Source organism: Sphingomonas jejuensis (genome assembly GCF_011927695.1).
In the GTDB taxonomy this organism is placed as follows: Bacteria; Pseudomonadota; Alphaproteobacteria; order Sphingomonadales; family Sphingomonadaceae; genus Sphingomonas_K; species Sphingomonas_K jejuensis.
Window position 1 is genome coordinate 620,241 of record NZ_JAATJE010000002.1, and the last position, 17,843, is coordinate 638,083.

Genomic DNA, 17,843 nt, shown 5'->3' on the forward strand with positions numbered 1-17,843 from the left:
CCCTTGAAAGCACCGCGTGTCCCTGCCTGTCTTCATCAACCGCATCGCAACCGCGGTTCCCTCCCACGACATCCACCACGCCTTTGTGGATTGGGCGACCGGTCGTCTTGCCGATGCGCGGGAGCGCAAGCTGTTTGCGCGCATGGCGGCCCGAGCCGCCATCGGCGCACGCTGGTCCGTCCTTCCGCCGACCGATACCGGCGGCTCGCCGGTCGCGGCCGACGGCTTCTATGCCGCAGGCGACATGCCGCCGACGTCCCGGCGCATGGCCATCTACGCGGCAGAGGCGCCGGCATTGGCGGAGCGGGCAGTCCGCGCGCTTGACGTGTCACTCGGTCCGGTCACGCACCTGGTGGTGGCCAGTTGCACCGGCTTCGTCGCGCCCGGCATCGATCAGATCCTGGCCGAACGGCTCGGCCTGCCGGCGAGCACCGAGCGCCTGCTGGTGGGCTTCATGGGATGCTATGCGGCGGTCGCGGCGCTTCGCTCGGCTCGTCACATCGTCCGGTCCGATCCGGCGGCCCGCGTGCTCGTCGTCACGGTGGAGCTGTCGACGCTTCACCTTCAGCCCGCCGTCGCGCTCGAGCCGTTGCTCGCCATGCTTCAGTTCGGCGATGGTGCTGCCGCCGCGATCCTGTCCGCGGACCCGGCCGGGCTGGAGATCACCGATCCGTTCGCGGCCGCACTTCCCGACAGTGCCGACCTGATCCGCTGGGACATCGGCGACACGGGCTTTGCCATGCATCTGTCGGGTGAGGTCCCGGGCCGGATCGCCACCGCCCTTGCTGCCGGCCCCGTGCGCGATCTCCTTGTCGACGGCAGCGAGCCGGATGCCTGGGCGGTGCATGCGGGCGGTCGCTCGATCCTCGATGCCGTGGCGGGCGCGCTAAACCTGCCGCCGGCCGCGCTCGACGACTCGCGTGCGGTGCTGTCCGCCAACGGCAACATGTCGTCGGCGACGCTGATGTTCGTGCTCGCGCGCATGATGGATCGCCCTGTGTCGCGCGGGATCGCGCTCGCCTTCGGTCCCGGCCTTGCCGCCGAAGGCTTCCGGTTCCACAGCGCATGAGCCTCAGCCAGCGCGCAATCGCCGAAGAGGCGATGGATGCAGCCGACCTCGATCCACGCGTCTACGCAGCCGTTCTGCACGATCTTGCGCGGGTCAACGCGGTCACGCTCGCCGCCCGTCCGACCCTGGCGTTTCTCGATCGCGCGGCACGGGCATCGCGTCAGCTCCGCATTCTGGACGTTGGTTTCGGCGCCGGCGACATGCTCCGCACAATCGCGCGGTGGGCTGATCGTCGCGACGTGACGGTCGACCTGGTCGGGATCGACCTCAATCCCAACAGTGCGGCGGTTGCCGCCGGATATGGTCCTGCAGGAGCCATCCGCTACCTGACAGGCGACTACCGCGACCTTGCCGGGCAGGGCTGGGACGTCGTTCTCAGCAGCCTCGTCGCGCACCACATGACGCCGGGCGAGCTCACCGGATTCCTACGCTTCATGGACCGGGAGGCGCGCGTCGGCTGGTTCGTCAACGACCTTCATCGCCACCGCGCCGCGCATCTCGGTTACCCGGTGCTCGCCCGGCTGATGCGCGCGCACCCGATCGTCCGGTCCGACGGTCAGCTGTCGATCGCGCGGGCGTTCCGCTCGTCCGACTGGCACGCGATCCTGGCGGAAGCCGGCGTGTCCGCGCAGGTCCGCCGCCGCTTCCCCTTCCGGCTATGCGTCGAACGGCTGCGCTGATCGTCGGCGGCGGACCGGCCGGCAGCGCGGCCGCCATCACGCTCGCCCGCGCCGGTCATCGGCCGCTGCTGGTGGAACGGAGCCGGGAGCCTGCCGATGCGCTGTGTGGCGGCTTCCTGTCTTGGCGCAGCGTGGAGCGGCTGGCGACGCTCGGCATCGATCCGCCCGGCCACCGCGTTACCCGACTGCGGATTGTCGCGGGACGCCATCGCGCCGAGGCAGACCTGCCCGCGCCCGCGATCGGCATTTCACGTCGTTGGCTCGACGCTGCGCTCCTCGACCGGGCCGCGGTCAGCGGGGCAGGCGTCGAGCGCGGCATCCATGTTCGCGAAGTTGCCGACGGCGCGGTTCGGCTCGGGAACGGGGCAACTCTGTCGGCTGAGGCGCTGTTCCTTGCGGTCGGCAAGCATGACGTTCGCGGCGCGCCGCGGGGGCGGACTGGCGCCGATCCGACGCTCGGCCTGCGCGTGCGGGCCGAGGCCACCCCCGGCCTCAGCGGCGTGATCGAACTTCACCTGTTTCGCGGCGGCTATGCCGGTATCGTGCTGCAGGAGGACGGCCGCGCCAACATCTGCCTGGCAATCGCCAAGTCCCGCCTGACGGAGGCGAGCGGTGATCCCAGGCGGCTGCTGATGCGACTGGCAGCGGAATCACCCGCCTTTGCCGATCGGCTGCAGGGTTCCGAAGGCGTTCCGATCGATGCGATCGCTGGCGTCCCTTATGGCTGGCGCGCAAACGCGGCGCTGCCGGGCTGCTTCCGGATCGGCGATCAGGCCGCCGTCATCCCGTCGCTTGCGGGAGAGGGCATGGGCATCGCGCTCATGTCCGGGATGTCCGCGGCGCGCGCATTCGATCGGGACGGGGTCGCGGCCGCGCCTCCCTGGCAACGGGCAACCGCGCGTCGGGTGCGTGCGCCGATGGCGGTCGCAGGCGTCATCCGCCACCTGGGCGAGGGTCGGCTGCGCACATTGGCTCCGGCGCTCGCCGCGGGAGTGCCCGGCCTCGTGAGCCTCGTTGCTCGCACGACCCGGGTGCCCGATTGAACAACGCCAGCGCGGTGCCCACATCCATCGCATGGACAAGCTGACCCTCACCGACGCCGAGTGGCGCGACCGCCTGACGCCTGAGCAGTATCACATCCTGCGCCAGGCCGGCACGGAGCGGGCCTTCACCGGCGCGCTCAATGCCAACAAGGACACCGGTCTTTATCATTGCGCGGCGTGCAACGCGCCCTTGTTCCGGTCCGACGAGAAATATGACAGCGGCTCCGGCTGGCCCAGCTTCACCGCTCCCGTATCTGCCGATGCGGTCGAGCTGCTCGAGGATGTCAGCCACGGCATGCGCCGGATCGAGGTTCGTTGCGCCCGCTGCGAAAGTCACCTCGGCCATGTGTTTCCTGATGGCCCTGGGCCCGAAGGGCTGCGCTACTGCATGAACAGCGCCGCGCTCGACTTCGAGAAGCAGCCGTAGGCCTACTTGTGAGTGCGACCGCCTGTCGATAGACAGGCGGCCAAGATCAATGGCAACGACGCCCCCTCGCACTCGCAAGCGCCGCCCGGGCGTCATTCGAAGGCTGATCCAGATCGGGTTGGTCATCGGTGCCGTGCTGCTCATCGGCCTGCTGACCGCCGTCGGCCTCCAGGCTGCGTCGCTTCCGAGCTTCGATGCGCTGCGGTCGAGCCCCAATGGGCAGATGATCCGCGTTCGCGCGGCCGACGGCAGCGTGCTGATCTCGCTGGGGCCAAGCTATGGCGAGTGGCTGGCCTATCGCGACATTCCCCCTGTCATGGCGGGGGCGATCGTCGCCGTTGAGGATCGGCGCTTCCGCAGCCATCCGGGCGTCGATCCGATCGGCATCGCCCGGGGCATCAAGGTCAGCTTCGAGAGCGACAACCGCGTGCGCGGCGTGTCCACGATCAGCCAGCAGCTTGCCCGCAATATCTTCCTGACGAACGACCGCAGCTATGGCCGCAAGATCAAGGAAGGCATCCTTGCGCTCGCCCTCGAATGGAAATTCTCCAAGAACGAGATCCTCGAGCTTTACCTGAACAAGGTCTATTTTGGCGGCGGCGCCTATGGCATCGACGCCGCATCCCGGCGCTTCTTCGGCCATCCCGCGACCGAGCTGAGCACCGGCGAAGCCGCGATCATCGCAGGCTTGGTGAAGGCACCGTCCAATTACTCGCCGACCGCCGATGCCGATGCGGCGGTCGCACGCGCGCAGGTGGTGCTGCGTCTGATGCGGCGCGAAGGCGTGGTGTCCGCGGCCGAAGCAAGCAACGTCGACTTCGGCGAGGTTCGGCCGGCCCCGGAGGAGAACCAGACCAGCGTCCGGTACTTCACGGACTGGGCACTGCCGCAGCTCGACACGCTGATCGACGAGACCAGCGAACCGATCGACGTGTGGACCACCATCGATCCGCGCATGCAGGCCGCGGCGGAGCGTTCGATCCGCGCCAACACGCCGTCCGGGGTTCAGGGCGCGCTGGTGTCGCTTGATCGGGATGGCGCCGTGCGCGCGATGATCGGCGGCAAGGATTACGTATCGTCCAACTACAACCGCGCGACCCAGGCGACGCGCCAGCCGGGATCGGCGTTCAAGCTGTTCGTCTACCTGGCGGCGCTGGAAGCCGGGTATACGCCCGAAGACACAGTCGTCGACGAGCCGATCAACATCAACGGCTGGAGTCCGCGCAACAGCAGCCGGCGCTTTTCCGGCGCGATGACGCTGCGGTCCGCCTTTGCCTACTCGATCAACACGATCGCGGCCAAGCTTGGCCAGGATGTCGGCTTCGGCACGGTGGCGGACATGGCACGCCGGTTCGGCATCACGTCGCCGTTGAGCGTCGACCCGTCGATCACGCTCGGCACGTCCGATGTGCGGCTGATCGACATGACGCGTGCCTACGCCTCGGTAGGGCAGCGCGGCGTGGCAGTCACGCCCTACGGCATCACCCGTGTCGCAACGGCAGACGGGCGCCTCCTCTACGAGCACGAGGTGGACACCTCGCGCGTGCTGGTGACCCCTTGGGTTGCAGCCGAGATGGTTGACCTGATGCAGTCTGCCGTCACCACCGGCAGCGCACGTGCCGCCGATATCGGACGCCCGGTAGCGGGCAAGACCGGCACCACCAGCAGCAACAAGGACGGATGGTTCCTGGGCTTTTCCAGCGGGCTGACCACAGGCGTTTGGATGGGCCGCGACGACGCGCGGGCGGTGGGCGGGCTGCAGGGCGGCACGGCGCCTGCCCGCGCCTTTGCCGACTTCATGCGCACGGCGGTAGCCAGACGGCCGGTGGAAGCCTTCGCAACCGAGGTGACGCTGCCCGAGTGGCAGATGGAGCCCGACGAGGAAGCCTATTTCGGCGATCCCGACAATGGGATCGATCCTTCGGCGGCAGCGCCGGGTGACCAGCGCTTCGTGGACGAGAACGGCAATCCGGTCGGCGGGCGCGACCCGCGCTTCGATGGACCCGCCGCCGCGCCCGAGCAGGAGCAGGAGCCCGATCAGGACTGGATCGACGAGGTGCTCGGCCGCGGCACCCGATCGCGAGAGGATCAGCCACGCGAGCCCGCCGAACCGCGCTCCACCCCGCCGGCCCGCCCCGTTCAACCGCAACGAGGCGAGCCGGACGGCATCTACTAGGCGGTTCGTCCGAACCAGTGCAGGGCCGCACCGTGGGCCGCCAGCCAATCACGCGCCGGCACATGGCTTCCACCCAGCAACCGATCCGCGAATGCGTGGAACGACGGGCCATGGTGATGTTCGCGCAGATGGGCGACCTCGTGCGCGACGACGCTGTGCCGAACGAAGGCGGGCGCCATGATCAGGCGCCAGCTGTAGCGAATGTGCCCGTCCGCCGCGCAGCTGCCCCAGCGGCGACGCGGATCGCCAACGGACACCTGCGTCAGATCGAGACCATTGGCGTCCGCAAGCGCCCGGCTCTCCCGGGTCAAGGTCGCAAGTGCCTCGACGCGGAGGTGGCGGAGCACGCGGGCCGGCAGCAGCTCACGCGGCCCACCCACCACCAGCCGGTCGCCCCGGCGCGCCGGGGTGCGGGGATGCTCGATCGACCAGTCGAGGACAAGCGGATCCCCGCCGATGCAGAGCGTCATGCCAGGGGCGATGGGCCGCGCCACGGGCAGCGATGCAAGCTGCGCCTCCACCCATCCACGCCGGGTTTCGACCCAGGCGAGGGCGGGGGCGAGCGGCTGGCGCCAGGGCAGGCCGAGCCGCACCGTGCCGCTCGCGGGATCCACGCTCAGCTTCAGCGATCGGGCGCGGCGATTGCGCGCCACCACGATCGTGCGGTCGCCGAACCGCGGCAGCCGGTCAGTCGAGGATGTGGTTTTCCAGATCACCCACGTCGTCCTCCGACACGGTCCAGCCACGCACCGAAATGCCTGCGCGATGCACCGACTCCGGGTCGCCGCTGACCAGCGGATGCCAGCCGGGCAGGGGCTTTCCTTCCTCCAGCAGCCGATAGGCGCAGGTGGCGGGCAACCAGTCGAGCGTGCGCAGCTTTGCCGGTGTCAGCCGGACGCATTCGGGCACATGGGCGCGGCGGTTCCGGTAGTCGGAGCAGCGCCCGCTGTGGCGATCGAGCAGCCGGCACGCGACGTTCGTGGGCAGGATCTCGCCCGTCTCGTCGTCTTCCAGCTTGTGCACGCAGCACCGGCCGCAGCCGTCGCACAGCGCTTCCCATTCGCCCCGGTCCATCGCGGCGAGCGGCTTTGTTTCCCAATAGGTCATCGCATCCAGCGCTGCAGCTCGGCGACGATCTCGTCCGGTGTGCCGTCCTGCGGGATCAGCGCGACGGGCGATCCGTCCGGTGCCATCAGATAGGCCTGCCGGCCATGGTCAACCAGGTAGCTTCCCGGGGTCGCGCCCTCCCGCTTGGCGTAGGGGATCAGATAGGCATCGGCGACACGCGCGATTGCTTCCGGGCTGCCGGTCAGACCGACGAAGCGCGGATCGAAAGCTGCGGTAAACTGCTTCACCACGGCGGGCGTGTCGCGTTGGGGATCGACAGTCACGAAGATTGGCTGCAGCCGCGCGGCGCGCGCCGGATCCTCCTTCGCGAGCTTGCGATACCCCGCGGCCAGGCGCTGCATGTCGACGGGGCAGACGTCGGGGCAGAAGGTGTAGCCGAAGTACATCAGCCGGTATTTGCCGGCGAAGTCGCGATCGGTCACCGTCTGCCCGTCCCCGTTGACGAGGGTGAAGGGTCCGCCGATCTTCGTGCCGGCGAGCGGCGCGACCTCGGGCGCGGCATCGGCGCCGCCGGCGGTGCAGGCGGGAAGCCCGGCGCCGATGAGGGCGCTTGCGACAAGGATGCGGAGGGCGTTCATTCTGGGCACAGCCATGCGGGTCCAGATGGGGACTTGCAAGCCGGGTCGGAAGGCGGCCACAGAGCGCGCAGGCAAATTCGAGAGACGTTTCAATGGCTCACTCCTCCTTTCGCAGCGCCGTGGCGGCGGTCCTGATCGGCGCGGCGGCGATGCCGGCCGCGGCGCAGACCTTCTCCGACAGCTACACCTTCCTGAAGGCGGTGCGGGAGAATGACGGCAACAAGGTCAACGACCTTCTGGACGGCGCCAGCGGACCGACGCTGGTCGACACGCGGGACCGTTCGACCGGTGACACCGCGCTCCACATCGTTGCCCGCCAGCGCAACAGCACCTGGCTGAACTTCCTGCTCGGCAAGGGCGCCAATGCGAACGCGCGCAATGAAGCGGGCGACACGCCGCTGATCGTTGCCGCGCGCATCGGCTTCACCGAGGGCGTGCAGGCGCTGATCGCGCGTCGCGCCACCGTGGACCTTGCCAACCAGTCGGGCGAGACGCCGCTGATCCTGGCGACGCAGAACCGCGACGCATCCACCGCCCGGCTGCTGCTGGCGGCGGGGGCCGATCCCGACCGGACCGATTCCACCGCCGGCATGTCGGCCCGCGATTATGCCCGCCGCGATGGTCGATCGGCCGTGATCCTGCGGCTGATGGACACCGCGCGCGAGACGGCCACGCCGCGCGACAACCGACCGGTGGCCGGCCCCAACTGATCCTAGACGGTGAAGCTTTCGCCGCAGCCGCACGCGCCCTTGGCGTTGGGGTTCTGGAACACGAAGCCGGCGGTGAAGTCGTCCTCCACCCAGTCCATGGTCGACCCGATCAAGTAAAGCAGCGAGCCGCCGTCGACGAAGAAGGTGCCGCCGGGCGTGTCGATGCGCTCGTCCATCGGGTTGGCGGCGGTGACATAGTCGACCGAATAGGCGAGGCCGGAACATCCGCGCCGCGGCGTCGACAGCTTCACGCCCACCGCACCCTCCGGCGCGCGTGCCATCAGGTCGGCGATCCGCCGCTCGGCAGAGGGCGTGAGGATGAGCGCGGCGGGGCGCGCACGGGTCCGTGCGGGAGCGGTGGCGGCGTCGGCCATCAGAGCATCCCCAGTTCGAGGCGCGCTTCGTCCGACATCTTGGCGGGATCCCAGGGCGGATCCCAGACCAGCTCCACATCGGCATCGCGGATGCCCGGCACGGCCGACACGCGCATCTCCACCTCGCCCGGCATCGATTCCGCGACAGGGCAGTGCGGCGTGGTGAGCGTCATCTTTACCTTGGCCGAGCCGTTGCCGTCGATCTCGACGCCGTAGATCAGCCCCAGGTCGTAGATGTTGACCGGGATTTCGGGATCAAAGATGTCCTTCAGCGCGTGGACGACGGCTTCGTAGAGGTCGCCCCCCGGCTCCCCGGCCGGCAGTTCCGCCGGGGTCTGCGCAAGGAAGCCGGCCAGATAGTCGCGCTTGCGCTCCGCCGGAGCGGCGGGGGCGGCAGCAGCATCGTCGACCCGCGCACGCGGCGGCGGCGCGACGGCGTCCACTTCCTCCACCTCGATCTGGCGATGCTCGTTCATCCGAAAATCCTCGTTACCCGTTCAATGCCCGCCACCAGCGCGTCGACATCGGCGGCGCTGTTGTAGACGCCGAAGCTGGCCCTGGCGGTCGCCGGAACGCCCAGCGCCTCCATCAGCGGCTGCGCGCAGTGATGGCCCGCCCGGATCGCCACCTTCGCTTCGTCCAATATGGTGCCGACATCGTGCGGATGCACCCCGTCGACGGCAAAGGAGACGATGCCGGCGGAGTCGGCCGGCCCGAACAGCCGCACGCTGTTGATCGCGCCGAGACGATCCCGCGCAGCCGCGACCAGCGCGGCTTCATGCGCGTGGATGGCGTCCAGGCCGATCCCGTCAACATAGTCGATCGCGGCATGCAGCCCGAGCGCACCGACGATGTGCGGCGTCCCGGCCTCGAACCGCGCGGGCGGCGGAGCATAGGTGGAGCCGGCAAAAGACACGCGGTCGATCATCGCGCCGCCGCCCTGCCAGGGCGGCATGGCCGACAGCAGGTCGCCGCGCGCCCAGAGCACGCCGATCCCGGTAGGGCCATAAAGCTTGTGCGCCGAAAACACATAGAAGTCGCAGTCGAGCGCCGTCACGTCGACCGCGATCCGTGGCACGGACTGGCACCCGTCCAGCAGCAGCTTGGCGCCCACCGCATGCGCCAGGTCGGCGGCGCGGCGCGCGTCGAGGATCGACCCCAGCACGTTTGACACATGCGCGAACGCCACCAGCTTGTGCGCCGGCGTCAGCATCCGTTCGGCCGCGTCCAGGTCGATGCGGCCGTCTTCCGTCAGCGGGCAGACATCGATCAAAGCGCCCGCGCGCTCGGCCGCCATCTGCCACGGGACGATGTTGGAGTGATGCTCAAGCATCGACAGCAGGATGCGGTCGCCCGGGCGCAGGGTGGTGGCTGCCCAGGTCTGCGCGACCAGGTTGATGCCTTCGGTCGCGCCGCGAACGAAGACGATCTCCTCCGGCGCGGCTGCCCCGATGAAACCGGCCACGCGCGTGCGGGCGGCCTCATAGGCGACGGTCATGTCGGCCGATCGCGCATAAACGCCGCGGTGCACGGTGGCGTAGGTCTCGCCATAGGCGCGCGCGATGGCGTCGATCACCGGCTGGGGCTTCTGCGCGGTGGCGGCGGTGTCGAGATAGGCCCAGCCGTCCGGGATCGCCGGAAAGTCGGACACCCGATCGAGCGGGCGGGAGGCGCGGTCGAGCATCATGGCCGGAAGTTGACGAAATTGACGACACGTCGGCGTAAACTTCGCCCCTCCGCCGCTTCCCGCACGATCCCGGGAAGGCAAGCGAACAAGTTGAGGCCGCGCATCGCCGACCGTCCTGCCACGGATGGGGGGCTGTAGGACAGCGCCGGATGTGCGTGCGCCGTCATGCGTCCAGCCAGCGGTCTGCATCGGCCACGAACGCATCGCGCACCGCCTCCTCGCCGATCCGGTCGAGCGCGTCGGCCACGAACGCGCGGGTGAGGATCGCGCGGGCACGCGCCGGGTCGACGCCGCGGCTGGCGAGATAGAAGAGCGATTGCCGGTCGAGCTCCCCCACCGTGGCGCCGTGCGCGCATTTCACGTCGTCGGCGAAGATCTCCAGCTCCGGCTTGATGTTCACCGTCGCCGTGCGCTTGAGCAGCAGGCCCTTCAGCGACTGGATGCCGTCGGTCTTCTGCGCATGGCGCGCCACCTCGACACGCGCCGCCAGGCTGGCGACCGCACGATCGTCGGCGACCGCGCGCCAGCTCTGGTGCGACTGGCCGTGGGGTGCGGCGTGGCGGACGACGGCGGCGGCCTCGTGGCGCTGCTCGCCGCGCGCCAGCATCGCGCCGCCATATTCGGCAAAGGCCTGCTCGCCCGCGATGGTGACGAGCGCATCGACCCGGCTGGAGCCTTCGCCGGCGCCGAGAACGGTGGCGACAAGGCTGGCGCCTTCCCCCAGCAGCGCTTCGTCGCGGAGCGACTGGAAGCCCGAGGCATGGAGCAGCCGGACCGCGCGCATCAGCCGGGCGCCCTTGCCAAGCTCCGCGCGGAAGAAGCGATTGGTCCACCCGTCGCCCACGAAGGTCTCGGTGACGCTGGCCACCGCATCGGGCGCCAGGATGACATGGGCGGGTACATGGGATGCGGCGCCGGTCGCGACATGCACGACCTCGACATTGGCGATCTGGCCGGGCGCCAGGTCCAGCGTCCAGCCGTCGGCGGTGGCGTGCCGGCCGAGCGCATGATCGGTGCGCGCATCAACCGCCGACAGGCGGACGCGACCGGGCGTGCTGGACGAGTGCAGCACGCCGTCAACGAACAACAGGCGCGTGTCCGTCCGCTCCGACGCGATCGCCGCCGGCATCGCCGCCAGCGCCAGCGCGTCGCGCCCGGCATCAGGCACAGCGGCGACGATGGCGGGCAGGCCGGACAGGTCGGTCCAGCGCCATGCTTCCTCGCGCGCGGAGGGGAGCGTCAGGGTCAAGACCGGGCATCCTCCAGGCCGAGCGCGGCATAGCCCTCACGCTCCAGCGCGTGGGCAAGCTCCGGCCCGCCCGAGCGGACGATGCGGCCGGCCGACAGGATGTGCACCTGATCGGGCCGGACATGGTCCAGCAGCCGCTGATAATGGGTGATGAGGATGACGGCGCGGTCGGGCTTGCGCATGATCCGCTCGATCCCGTCGCCGACGATGCGCAGCGCGTCGATGTCGAGGCCGGAGTCCGTTTCGTCGAGGATCGCGAGCTTCGGGTCGAGGATGCCCATCTGCACCATCTCGGCGCGCTTCTTCTCGCCGCCCGAAAAGCCGACGTTCACCGGCCGCTTCATCATGTCCATCGACATGGACAGGCCCTCGGCCTGCGCCTTGGCGAGGCGGAGGAAGTCCGCGCCCGACAGCGCCGGCTCCCCGCGCGCGGCGCGCTGTGCATTGGCCGCCTCACGCAGGAACTGCACGTTGGACACGCCGGGGATCTCGACGGGATATTGGAAGCCGAGGAACAGGCCGGCGGCGGCCCGCTCGTGCGGCTCCATCTCCAGGAGGTCGGCTCCGTCCAGCGTCACCGAGCCGCCGGTCACGTCGTAGCCGGGCCGCCCGCCCAGCACATAGGCGAGCGTCGACTTGCCCGCGCCGTTCGGCCCCATGATCGCATGCACCTCGCCCGCGTTCACGGACAGGGAGAGGCCGTTCAGGATCGGCTTGCCGTCGACTTCGGCGTGGAGGTTGTTGATTTCAAGCATAATGCGCGCGGCATCCTTCTGGTCGCCCAACAGCTAAAATCATCACGTCTTCTTTGACGCCGCTAAAAGCTACCCGACCAAAGCCAGCGTCATCGTCAAAGCTTAGGTTCAACTGACAACTAGAGGCCAAAGCCTGAAGCTGGCTGGCGAATGCCTCTTCCACAAAGATTGTCACCCGACACTCCCCTCAAGGCTGATCCCCAACAGCTTCTGCGCCTCCACCGCGAACTCCATCGGGAGCTGCTGCAGCACCTCGCGCGCGAAGCCGTTGACGATCAGCGCCACCGCCGCCTCCTGGTCGAGGCCGCGCTGCGTGGCGTAGAACATCTGGTCGTCCGAAATCTTCGACGTCGTCGCCTCATGCTCGATCGTCGCGGTCGGGTTCCTGACCTCAATATAGGGCACGGTGTGCGCGCCGCACTGGTCGCCCAGCAGCAGCGAATCGCACTGGGTGAAGTTGCGGACGCTCTCTGCCGTAGGCGCGACGCGGACCAGGCCGCGATAGGTGTTGTCGCTGCGCCCCGCGCTGATCCCCTTCGACACGATGGTCGACCGGGTGTTCTTGCCAAGATGGATCATCTTGGTGCCGGTGTCGGCCTGCTGCAGGTTGTTGGTGACGGCGACCGAGTAGAACTCGCCCACCGACCCGTCGCCCGCCAGCACGCAGGACGGATATTTCCAGGTGACGGCGCTGCCGGTCTCGACCTGCGTCCAGCTGACCTTAGAATTCCGCCCCTGGCACAGCGCACGCTTCGTGACGAAGTTGTAGATGCCGCCAAGGCCGTTCTCGTCGCCCGGGTACCAGTTCTGGACGGTCGAATATTTGATCTCGGCATCGTCCAGCGCGACCAGCTCGACCACGGCGGCGTGCAGCTGGTTCTCGTCGCGCATCGGCGCGGTGCAGCCCTCCAGGTAGCTGACATAGCTGCCCTTGTCGGCGACGATCAGCGTGCGTTCGAACTGGCCCGTGTTCTCCGCATTGATGCGGAAATAGGTCGACAGCTCCATCGGGCAGCGGACGCCCTCGGGAATGTAGACGAAGGTGCCGTCGGAGAAGACCGCGCTGTTGAGCGTGGCGAAATAATTGTCGCGCTGCGGCACGACCTTGCCCAGCCAGCGGCGGACAAGATCGGGATATTCGCGGATCGCCTCCGAGATCGAGCGGAAGATGACGCCGGCGGCCTCCAGCTCCTTCCTGAAGGTGGTGGCGACGGAGACGCTGTCGAAGACGGCATCCACCGCCACCTTGCGAGCGCCCTCGACACCGGCGAGCACCTTCTGCTCCTCGATCGGGATGCCCAGCTTCTCGTAGGTGCGGCGGATCTCGGGATCGAGCTCGTCCAGGGAGGCGAGCGTCGGCTTCACCTTGGGCTCGGCGTAGTAGTAGGCGTCCTGATAATCGATCGGCGGCACGTTGAGCTTGGCCCAGTCCGGCGCCTCCAGCTCAAGCCACATGCGGTAGGCCTTCAGCCGCCAGTCGAGCATCCATTCGGGCTCGCCCTTCTTGGCGGAGATATAACGGACGGTGTCCTCGCTCAGCCCCTTGGGCGCGAAGTCCTGTTCGATGTCGGTGGCGAAACCCCACTCGTACTTCTTGTTGGCCGCGGCGATCGCCTCGGCATTCTTCGTGGCCATCAGTGAACTCCGGACAGGCTGGCGAGCGTCACGCCGGACAGCGCGCCGCGAACGGCCCCATTGACCGCGTCCATCTGCGGACGGACGCGGCAGTCGTCGTGGATCTGGCAGGGGCCCTTGCCGCCGCCCTCCACGCAGGATGTCAGTGCGATCGGGCCCTCCACCGCCTCGACGATGTCGGCCAGGCTGATCTCGGCCGCGGTGCGCGCGAGGGTGAAGCCGCCGCCGGTGCCCCGCCCGGAGCGGAACAGCCCGGCTGCGGCCAGCCGGCCCATCAGCTTCTGCGCGGTTGGCAGCGGCACGCCCGTTTCCTCCGCCAGCAGCGTCGCGGTCAGCCGCCCGCCGCCGACATCCAGCCGGACGGCCGCGGACATCAGCACCACGGCATAGTCGCTGAGGGAAGACAGGCGCATGAGGGTTGAAGCAATCCGATCAATTTCGTCGGATTGCATGTGGCGACGGGTCCGGGCCGCGTCAACCCGACTGCGCGGTCAAAGCGTCAGAAGCGCGTGCCCAGGAACTGGCCGCGCGACACGCTTCCGAGCCGGCGGGGCGTGAGGCCGGTGAAGTGCTTCAGCTCCCGGATCAGGTGGGACTGATCGTAGAAGCCCTGGCCGATCACCTCGTCGACATTGGTTTCGCGCAGCAGCAGCTCGGCCGCGCGCAGTGCGCGGTGGCGGCGCGCGAGCATGCGCGGCGGCACGCCGTAGAGCAGCTTGCACAGCCGCTCCACCTGCCGGCGGGACAGGTGCGACATGCCGACCAGCGTCTCGATGCGGGGCCGCTCGCTGGAGGCGAGCCACTGATCCACCACCGTCGCGAAGCTGGCGTTGAACGCGTTCATGGGCGCGGCATCGCGCAGCCCGCGCGCATAAGCGCTGGCGATGGCGACGCGGGTCTCGAAGTCCGGCGCATCGCTCAGCACCGGCGCCAGCGCGTTGACGCCGTGGCCGAGCAGCGCGCTGGCCGGAAAGGCGCGATCGATCAGCCGGGCACATCCGCCGTTGCACAGGTCGCCCCATGCCGGCGGTTTCAGCACCACGCCGAAGATATGCACGGGCCCGTCCATCCGGACCAGCGACACGCGTGTCGACGGCCCGATGATGGTGGGGCTGCACATCCGCTGGCGGCGGCCATCGGGAAAGGAGAATTCGACGTTACCCGACAAGGCCAGGCCAATGCGCGCGTGATCGGCGCAATGGCTCAGCTCCACCGCCCCGGCCTCGAAGCGGCGCTCGAAGAATTCTTCTATGTCTCCCGCGAGCGATGGCTCCGGCGGAATTGCGTTATAGACGTCGCGACCCATCCAAAGGGTTGTTCCCCACTTTATACAGGGCCTCCCCAAGCCCCGCCGCGTTTCCCGAAAAATGACCCGGCCGCCGAGGCGGCCGGGTCAAGGTGAAAGATCCTGGAGACAGGTCTCCGAGATCTTCGGGTCGCGCCGCCGCTCTAGTGTGAGCGAATGTTTCTGTATTGGATGGACCCGACACCCCATTCCGGTTGCAGCATTGTTACAACGGAAGACTAACCCAAGGCAAGATCCTGTCGGAGGCAGGGACGGCGTTTTGACGTCAAACCAACATGTTGCCATAGCCGCGCGCCATGTACCGGACGCTCCAGCCGCTTCTCTTCTCGCTTGATCCCGAACGCGCGCACCAGCTCGCCATCCGCGGCCTGCGGCTCGCGCCCGCCCAACCCAAGCCGGCCGACCCGCGACTCGGCTCGACCGTCGCCGGACTCGCCTTTCCCAACCCGGTCGGGCTGGCCGCCGGGTTCGACAAGGACGCGCTGGTGCCGGACGCGCTGCTCGCCCGCGGCTTTGGCTTCGTGGAGGTCGGCACGCTCACGCCGCTGCCGCAGGCCGGCAACCCACGGCCGCGCCTCTTCCGCCTGGTCGAGGACGGGGCGGTGATCAACCGGATGGGCTTCAACAATGGCGGCCAGGCCGCGGCCCACGTCCGGCTGTCCCGCCGCCGGCGCGGCACCGACATCGTGGGCGTCAACATCGGCGCCAACAAGGACAGCGCGGACCGGATCGGGGACTATGCCGCCGGGATCGCCCGCATGGCGGACGTGGCGGATTACCTGACGGTCAACATCAGCTCCCCGAACACGCCCGGCCTGCGCGCGTTGCAGGACCCGGCCGCGCTGGCCGAGCTGCTGTCCGCGGTCGCCGGCGCGCGGCGCGCGGGCGGGCCGCCCGTTTTCCTGAAGGTGGCGCCCGACCTCGACCCCAGCGACGTCGAGGTGATCGTCGAAGCCGCGATCACCGGCGGCATGGACGCGCTGATCGTCGCCAACACCACTGTGTCGCGCCCGCCGCTCCGCTCCGCGCAGGCGGGGGAGACCGGCGGTCTGTCCGGCCGGCCGCTGGCGCCACTGGCGCTGGCGATGCTGCGCCGCTTCGCCGCGGCCGCCGCCGGACGCATCCCGCTGATCTCGGCAGGCGGGATCGCCACGGCCGACGACGCGTGGGACCGGCTGGCGGCCGGTGCCAGCCTCGTCCAGCTTTATTCCGCGCTGGTGTACGAAGGTCCCGGGCTCGCCCGCCGCATCGCCGCCGGGCTTGCCGCGCGGATGGAGCGGGAGGGCGTGGCGCGGATCGCGGACCTGGTCGGCGCCGGCGCGACCAGCACCCGGCCTTCCCGCCTGGGATCGTAGCCGCCGTCGATCCGTCCGTCCCGGACGATCACGCCGTGGACGCCGCTGTCTTCCCCCTGCCCGGGCCGGAGCATGATCCCCCGCTGGGCGAGCGCCGCGACCACCGCCGGTGGAAAGCGGTCAACCTCGCCCTGGAAGGCGGCGCCGCGCGCCACGAGGTTCGGCAGTGCGAGCGCCTGCTGCATGGGCAGGTCCCAGTCGACCGCCGCGACAAGGCTTTTCGCGACATAGGCCAGAATCGCGTTTCCGCCCGCCGAGCCGATCGCGCCGGCAAAGCGGCGATCGCCGTCGAGCATCACGAGCGGCGTCATCGATGAGCGCGGCCGCTTGCCGGCGGCCACGGCGTTCGGCCCGCCGGGGGTGAACGAGAAATCGGTCATCTGGTTGTTCAGGAAGAAGCCGTCGACCATCCGGCCGCTGCCGAAGATCGATTCAACGGTTGTCGTCATCGACACGACGTTGCCGGCCGCATCGCCCACGATGAAGTGGGTGGTGCCGGCGGGCTCCAGCGTCCGGTCGGCGGCCGGGGTCGGCGCGCCCGGGGGAGTGCCGGCGGTCGGTGGCGGGCCGGCGCGGCTGCCGATCAGCCGCGCACGGCCGGCGACATAGGCCGGGTCGATCAGCCCGGCGACCGGCACCGTCACAAAGGCGGGATCGCCGACATAGCGGTCGCGATCGGCGTACATCAGCCGGCTGGCTTCGGCGAACAGGAACCAGGCCTGCGGGTCGGCCGGGCCGCGATCGGCGATGTCGGTGCGTTCCAGCAGCATGAGCAGCTGGATGAGCGCAACGCCGCTCGACGGCGGCGGCGGCGCGCAGACGAGAAAGGCCCGGTACGGCCCGCACACGGGTTCGCGTTCGATCGGCCGGTATCCGGCGAGATCGGCCAGCGTCATCGCGCTTCCGCCCGGCCCGGCACGCACCCGGTCCACGATGCGGCGCGCGGTCTCGCCGCGGTAGAGCGCATCCGGCCCCTGGCTCGCCAGCCGGCGCAGGAAGCCGGCATAGGCGGGGTTGGCCAAGCGGTCGCCCGCGCGCAGCAGCCCGCCGCCCGGCCGTGCGAAATATTCGCGCACATCGGGCGCCTGCAGCTGGGGAAAGTCGCCGGACAGGAAGCGGGCGAGGCGAGGCGTCACGACGAAGCCGTCCCGGGCAACCCGCTCCGCATCGTCGAACAGCGACGACCAGGGAAGCGCGCCGCGCCGGGCATGGACGTGCGCCAGCATGGCCACCGCGCCCGGCACGCCCGTTGCCCGTCCGCTCAGCACCGCCTGGCCGAACGGCAGCGGGCGGCCGCCGTCATCCAGGAACATGTCGGGCGTGGCCCCGGCGGGGGCGGTTTCGCGGCCGTCATAGACGGTGACCTGCCGGGTCGCACCGTCATACCAGGTGAGAAAGGCGCCACCGCCGACGCCGGAGCTTTGCGGCTCCACCAGCGACAGCATGGCCTGCACCGCGACGGCGGCATCGGCCGCGCTGCCGCCGCGCCGCAGCACCGCCATGCCGGCTTCGGCCGCGAGCGGGTTTGCGGCGACCACGAAGACCTCGCGCGCCGGCGCCTCCGGGCGGGTCGCCACGGTGGCGCATGATCCGGTCGCGAATGCGAAAAGCAGCATCAGGACGACGCGAAGATGGTGCATGGTCTGCTTCTTTCGGTGGCGACGCGAAGGC

The 17,843-nt window shown here is 69.4% G+C and carries 19 protein-coding genes and 1 pseudogene; 7 read left to right on the forward strand and 13 right to left on the reverse strand.

What is annotated here, in order from left to right; all coding sequences use genetic code 11:
• Nucleotides 1-16: 16 nt before the first annotated feature.
• From GGR88_RS12650 to GGR88_RS12670, 5 genes are read left to right on the forward strand one after another with little or no spacing between them, the layout of a single operon-like run.
• Nucleotides 17-1,069 (forward strand): type III polyketide synthase, encoded by a 1,053-nt coding sequence (locus tag GGR88_RS12650; RefSeq protein ID WP_167955545.1) that lies wholly within the window; start codon nt 17-19, stop codon nt 1,067-1,069.
• Nucleotides 1,066-1,749, forward strand: coding sequence for a methyltransferase domain-containing protein (locus tag GGR88_RS12655; RefSeq protein WP_167955547.1), 684 nt, complete (start codon nt 1,066-1,068; stop codon nt 1,747-1,749). Before GGR88_RS12650 ends, GGR88_RS12655 begins: the two co-directional genes overlap by 4 nt.
• A complete protein-coding gene (locus GGR88_RS12660; protein WP_167955549.1) occupies nt 1,728-2,792 on the forward strand; it encodes an NAD(P)/FAD-dependent oxidoreductase in 1,065 nt (354 codons plus the stop codon). Before GGR88_RS12655 ends, GGR88_RS12660 begins: the two co-directional genes overlap by 22 nt.
• A gap of 31 nt (nt 2,793-2,823) precedes the next feature.
• Nucleotides 2,824-3,219, forward strand: a complete 396-nt coding sequence (gene msrB / locus GGR88_RS12665; RefSeq protein WP_167955551.1) for a peptide-methionine (R)-S-oxide reductase MsrB — start codon at nt 2,824-2,826, stop codon at nt 3,217-3,219.
• A 49-nt stretch (nt 3,220-3,268) separates the two neighbouring features.
• Complete coding sequence (locus GGR88_RS12670) at nt 3,269-5,395, forward strand: transglycosylase domain-containing protein (RefSeq protein WP_167955553.1); 2,127 nt, start codon at nt 3,269-3,271, stop codon at nt 5,393-5,395.
• On the opposite strand, the gene GGR88_RS12675 is transcribed toward GGR88_RS12670, so the two are convergent.
• From GGR88_RS12675 to GGR88_RS12685, 3 genes are read right to left on the reverse strand one after another with little or no spacing between them, the layout of a single operon-like run.
• Nucleotides 5,392-6,111: a M48 family metallopeptidase gene (locus tag GGR88_RS12675; RefSeq protein WP_342449801.1), complete on the reverse strand. Its 720-nt coding sequence runs from the start codon at nt 6,109-6,111 to the stop codon at nt 5,392-5,394. The genes GGR88_RS12670 and GGR88_RS12675 overlap by 4 nt on opposite strands.
• Entirely contained in the window at nt 6,083-6,502 is a 420-nt protein-coding gene (locus tag GGR88_RS12680; protein WP_167955555.1) for a YcgN family cysteine cluster protein, read from the reverse strand. Before GGR88_RS12680 ends, GGR88_RS12675 begins: the two co-directional genes overlap by 29 nt.
• On the reverse strand, nt 6,499-7,116 hold the full coding sequence (locus tag GGR88_RS12685) for an SCO family protein (RefSeq protein ID WP_245196916.1): 618 nt from the start codon (nt 7,114-7,116) through the stop codon (nt 6,499-6,501). The genes GGR88_RS12680 and GGR88_RS12685 overlap by 4 nt, the downstream gene beginning before the upstream one ends.
• Nucleotides 7,117-7,220: 104 nt before the next feature.
• Here GGR88_RS12685 and GGR88_RS12690 point away from each other — a divergent pair, with 104 nt between their 5' ends.
• Nucleotides 7,221-7,811, forward strand: a complete 591-nt coding sequence (locus GGR88_RS12690) for an ankyrin repeat domain-containing protein (RefSeq protein ID WP_342449802.1) — start codon at nt 7,221-7,223, stop codon at nt 7,809-7,811.
• A gap of 2 nt (nt 7,812-7,813) precedes the next feature.
• Here the strand turns inward: GGR88_RS12690 and GGR88_RS12695 are convergent, their stop codons facing one another.
• From GGR88_RS12695 to GGR88_RS12735, 9 genes are all read right to left on the reverse strand, one after another.
• Entirely contained in the window at nt 7,814-8,185 is a 372-nt protein-coding gene (locus GGR88_RS12695; RefSeq protein ID WP_167955559.1) for a HesB/IscA family protein, read from the reverse strand.
• Entirely contained in the window at nt 8,185-8,661 is a 477-nt protein-coding gene (locus GGR88_RS12700) for an SUF system Fe-S cluster assembly protein (protein ID WP_167955561.1), read from the reverse strand. Before GGR88_RS12700 ends, GGR88_RS12695 begins: the two co-directional genes overlap by 1 nt.
• Nucleotides 8,658-9,872: a cysteine desulfurase gene (locus GGR88_RS12705; RefSeq protein ID WP_425338487.1), complete on the reverse strand. Its 1,215-nt coding sequence runs from the start codon at nt 9,870-9,872 to the stop codon at nt 8,658-8,660. Before GGR88_RS12705 ends, GGR88_RS12700 begins: the two co-directional genes overlap by 4 nt.
• A 163-nt stretch (nt 9,873-10,035) precedes the next feature.
• Nucleotides 10,036-11,121 carry a SufD family Fe-S cluster assembly protein gene (locus GGR88_RS12710; RefSeq protein WP_167955563.1) on the reverse strand — a complete coding sequence of 362 codons (1,086 nt, stop codon included), beginning with the start codon at nt 11,119-11,121 and terminating at the stop codon, nt 10,036-10,038.
• Nucleotides 11,118-11,876 (reverse strand): Fe-S cluster assembly ATPase SufC, encoded by a 759-nt coding sequence (gene sufC / locus GGR88_RS12715; protein ID WP_167955565.1) that lies wholly within the window; start codon nt 11,874-11,876, stop codon nt 11,118-11,120. The genes GGR88_RS12710 and sufC overlap by 4 nt, the downstream gene beginning before the upstream one ends.
• Nucleotides 11,869-12,051, reverse strand: a complete 183-nt coding sequence (locus GGR88_RS12720; RefSeq protein ID WP_167955567.1) for a hypothetical protein — start codon at nt 12,049-12,051, stop codon at nt 11,869-11,871. Before GGR88_RS12720 ends, sufC begins: the two co-directional genes overlap by 8 nt.
• Entirely contained in the window at nt 12,048-13,511 is a 1,464-nt protein-coding gene (sufB, locus tag GGR88_RS12725; protein WP_167955569.1) for a Fe-S cluster assembly protein SufB, read from the reverse strand. The genes GGR88_RS12720 and sufB overlap by 4 nt, the downstream gene beginning before the upstream one ends.
• Nucleotides 13,511-13,924 (reverse strand): RrF2 family transcriptional regulator, encoded by a 414-nt coding sequence (locus GGR88_RS12730; RefSeq protein WP_167955571.1) that lies wholly within the window; start codon nt 13,922-13,924, stop codon nt 13,511-13,513. The genes sufB and GGR88_RS12730 overlap by 1 nt, the downstream gene beginning before the upstream one ends.
• 86 nt (nt 13,925-14,010) lie before the next feature.
• The gene (locus GGR88_RS12735) at nt 14,011-14,817 is read right to left on the reverse strand and encodes a helix-turn-helix domain-containing protein (protein ID WP_167955573.1); all 807 of its coding nucleotides are present in this window, start codon (nt 14,815-14,817) and stop codon (nt 14,011-14,013) included.
• A 296-nt stretch (nt 14,818-15,113) separates the two neighbouring features.
• Here GGR88_RS12735 and GGR88_RS12740 point away from each other — a divergent pair, with 296 nt between their 5' ends.
• Nucleotides 15,114-16,172: a quinone-dependent dihydroorotate dehydrogenase gene (locus GGR88_RS12740; RefSeq protein ID WP_167955575.1), complete on the forward strand. Its 1,059-nt coding sequence runs from the start codon at nt 15,114-15,116 to the stop codon at nt 16,170-16,172.
• A 38-nt stretch (nt 16,173-16,210) separates the two neighbouring features.
• Here the strand turns inward: GGR88_RS12740 and ggt are convergent.
• A pseudogene (gene ggt / locus GGR88_RS12745) lies at nt 16,211-17,812 on the reverse strand (gamma-glutamyltransferase); the annotation flags it as partial.
• Nucleotides 17,813-17,843: the final 31 nt, after the last annotated feature.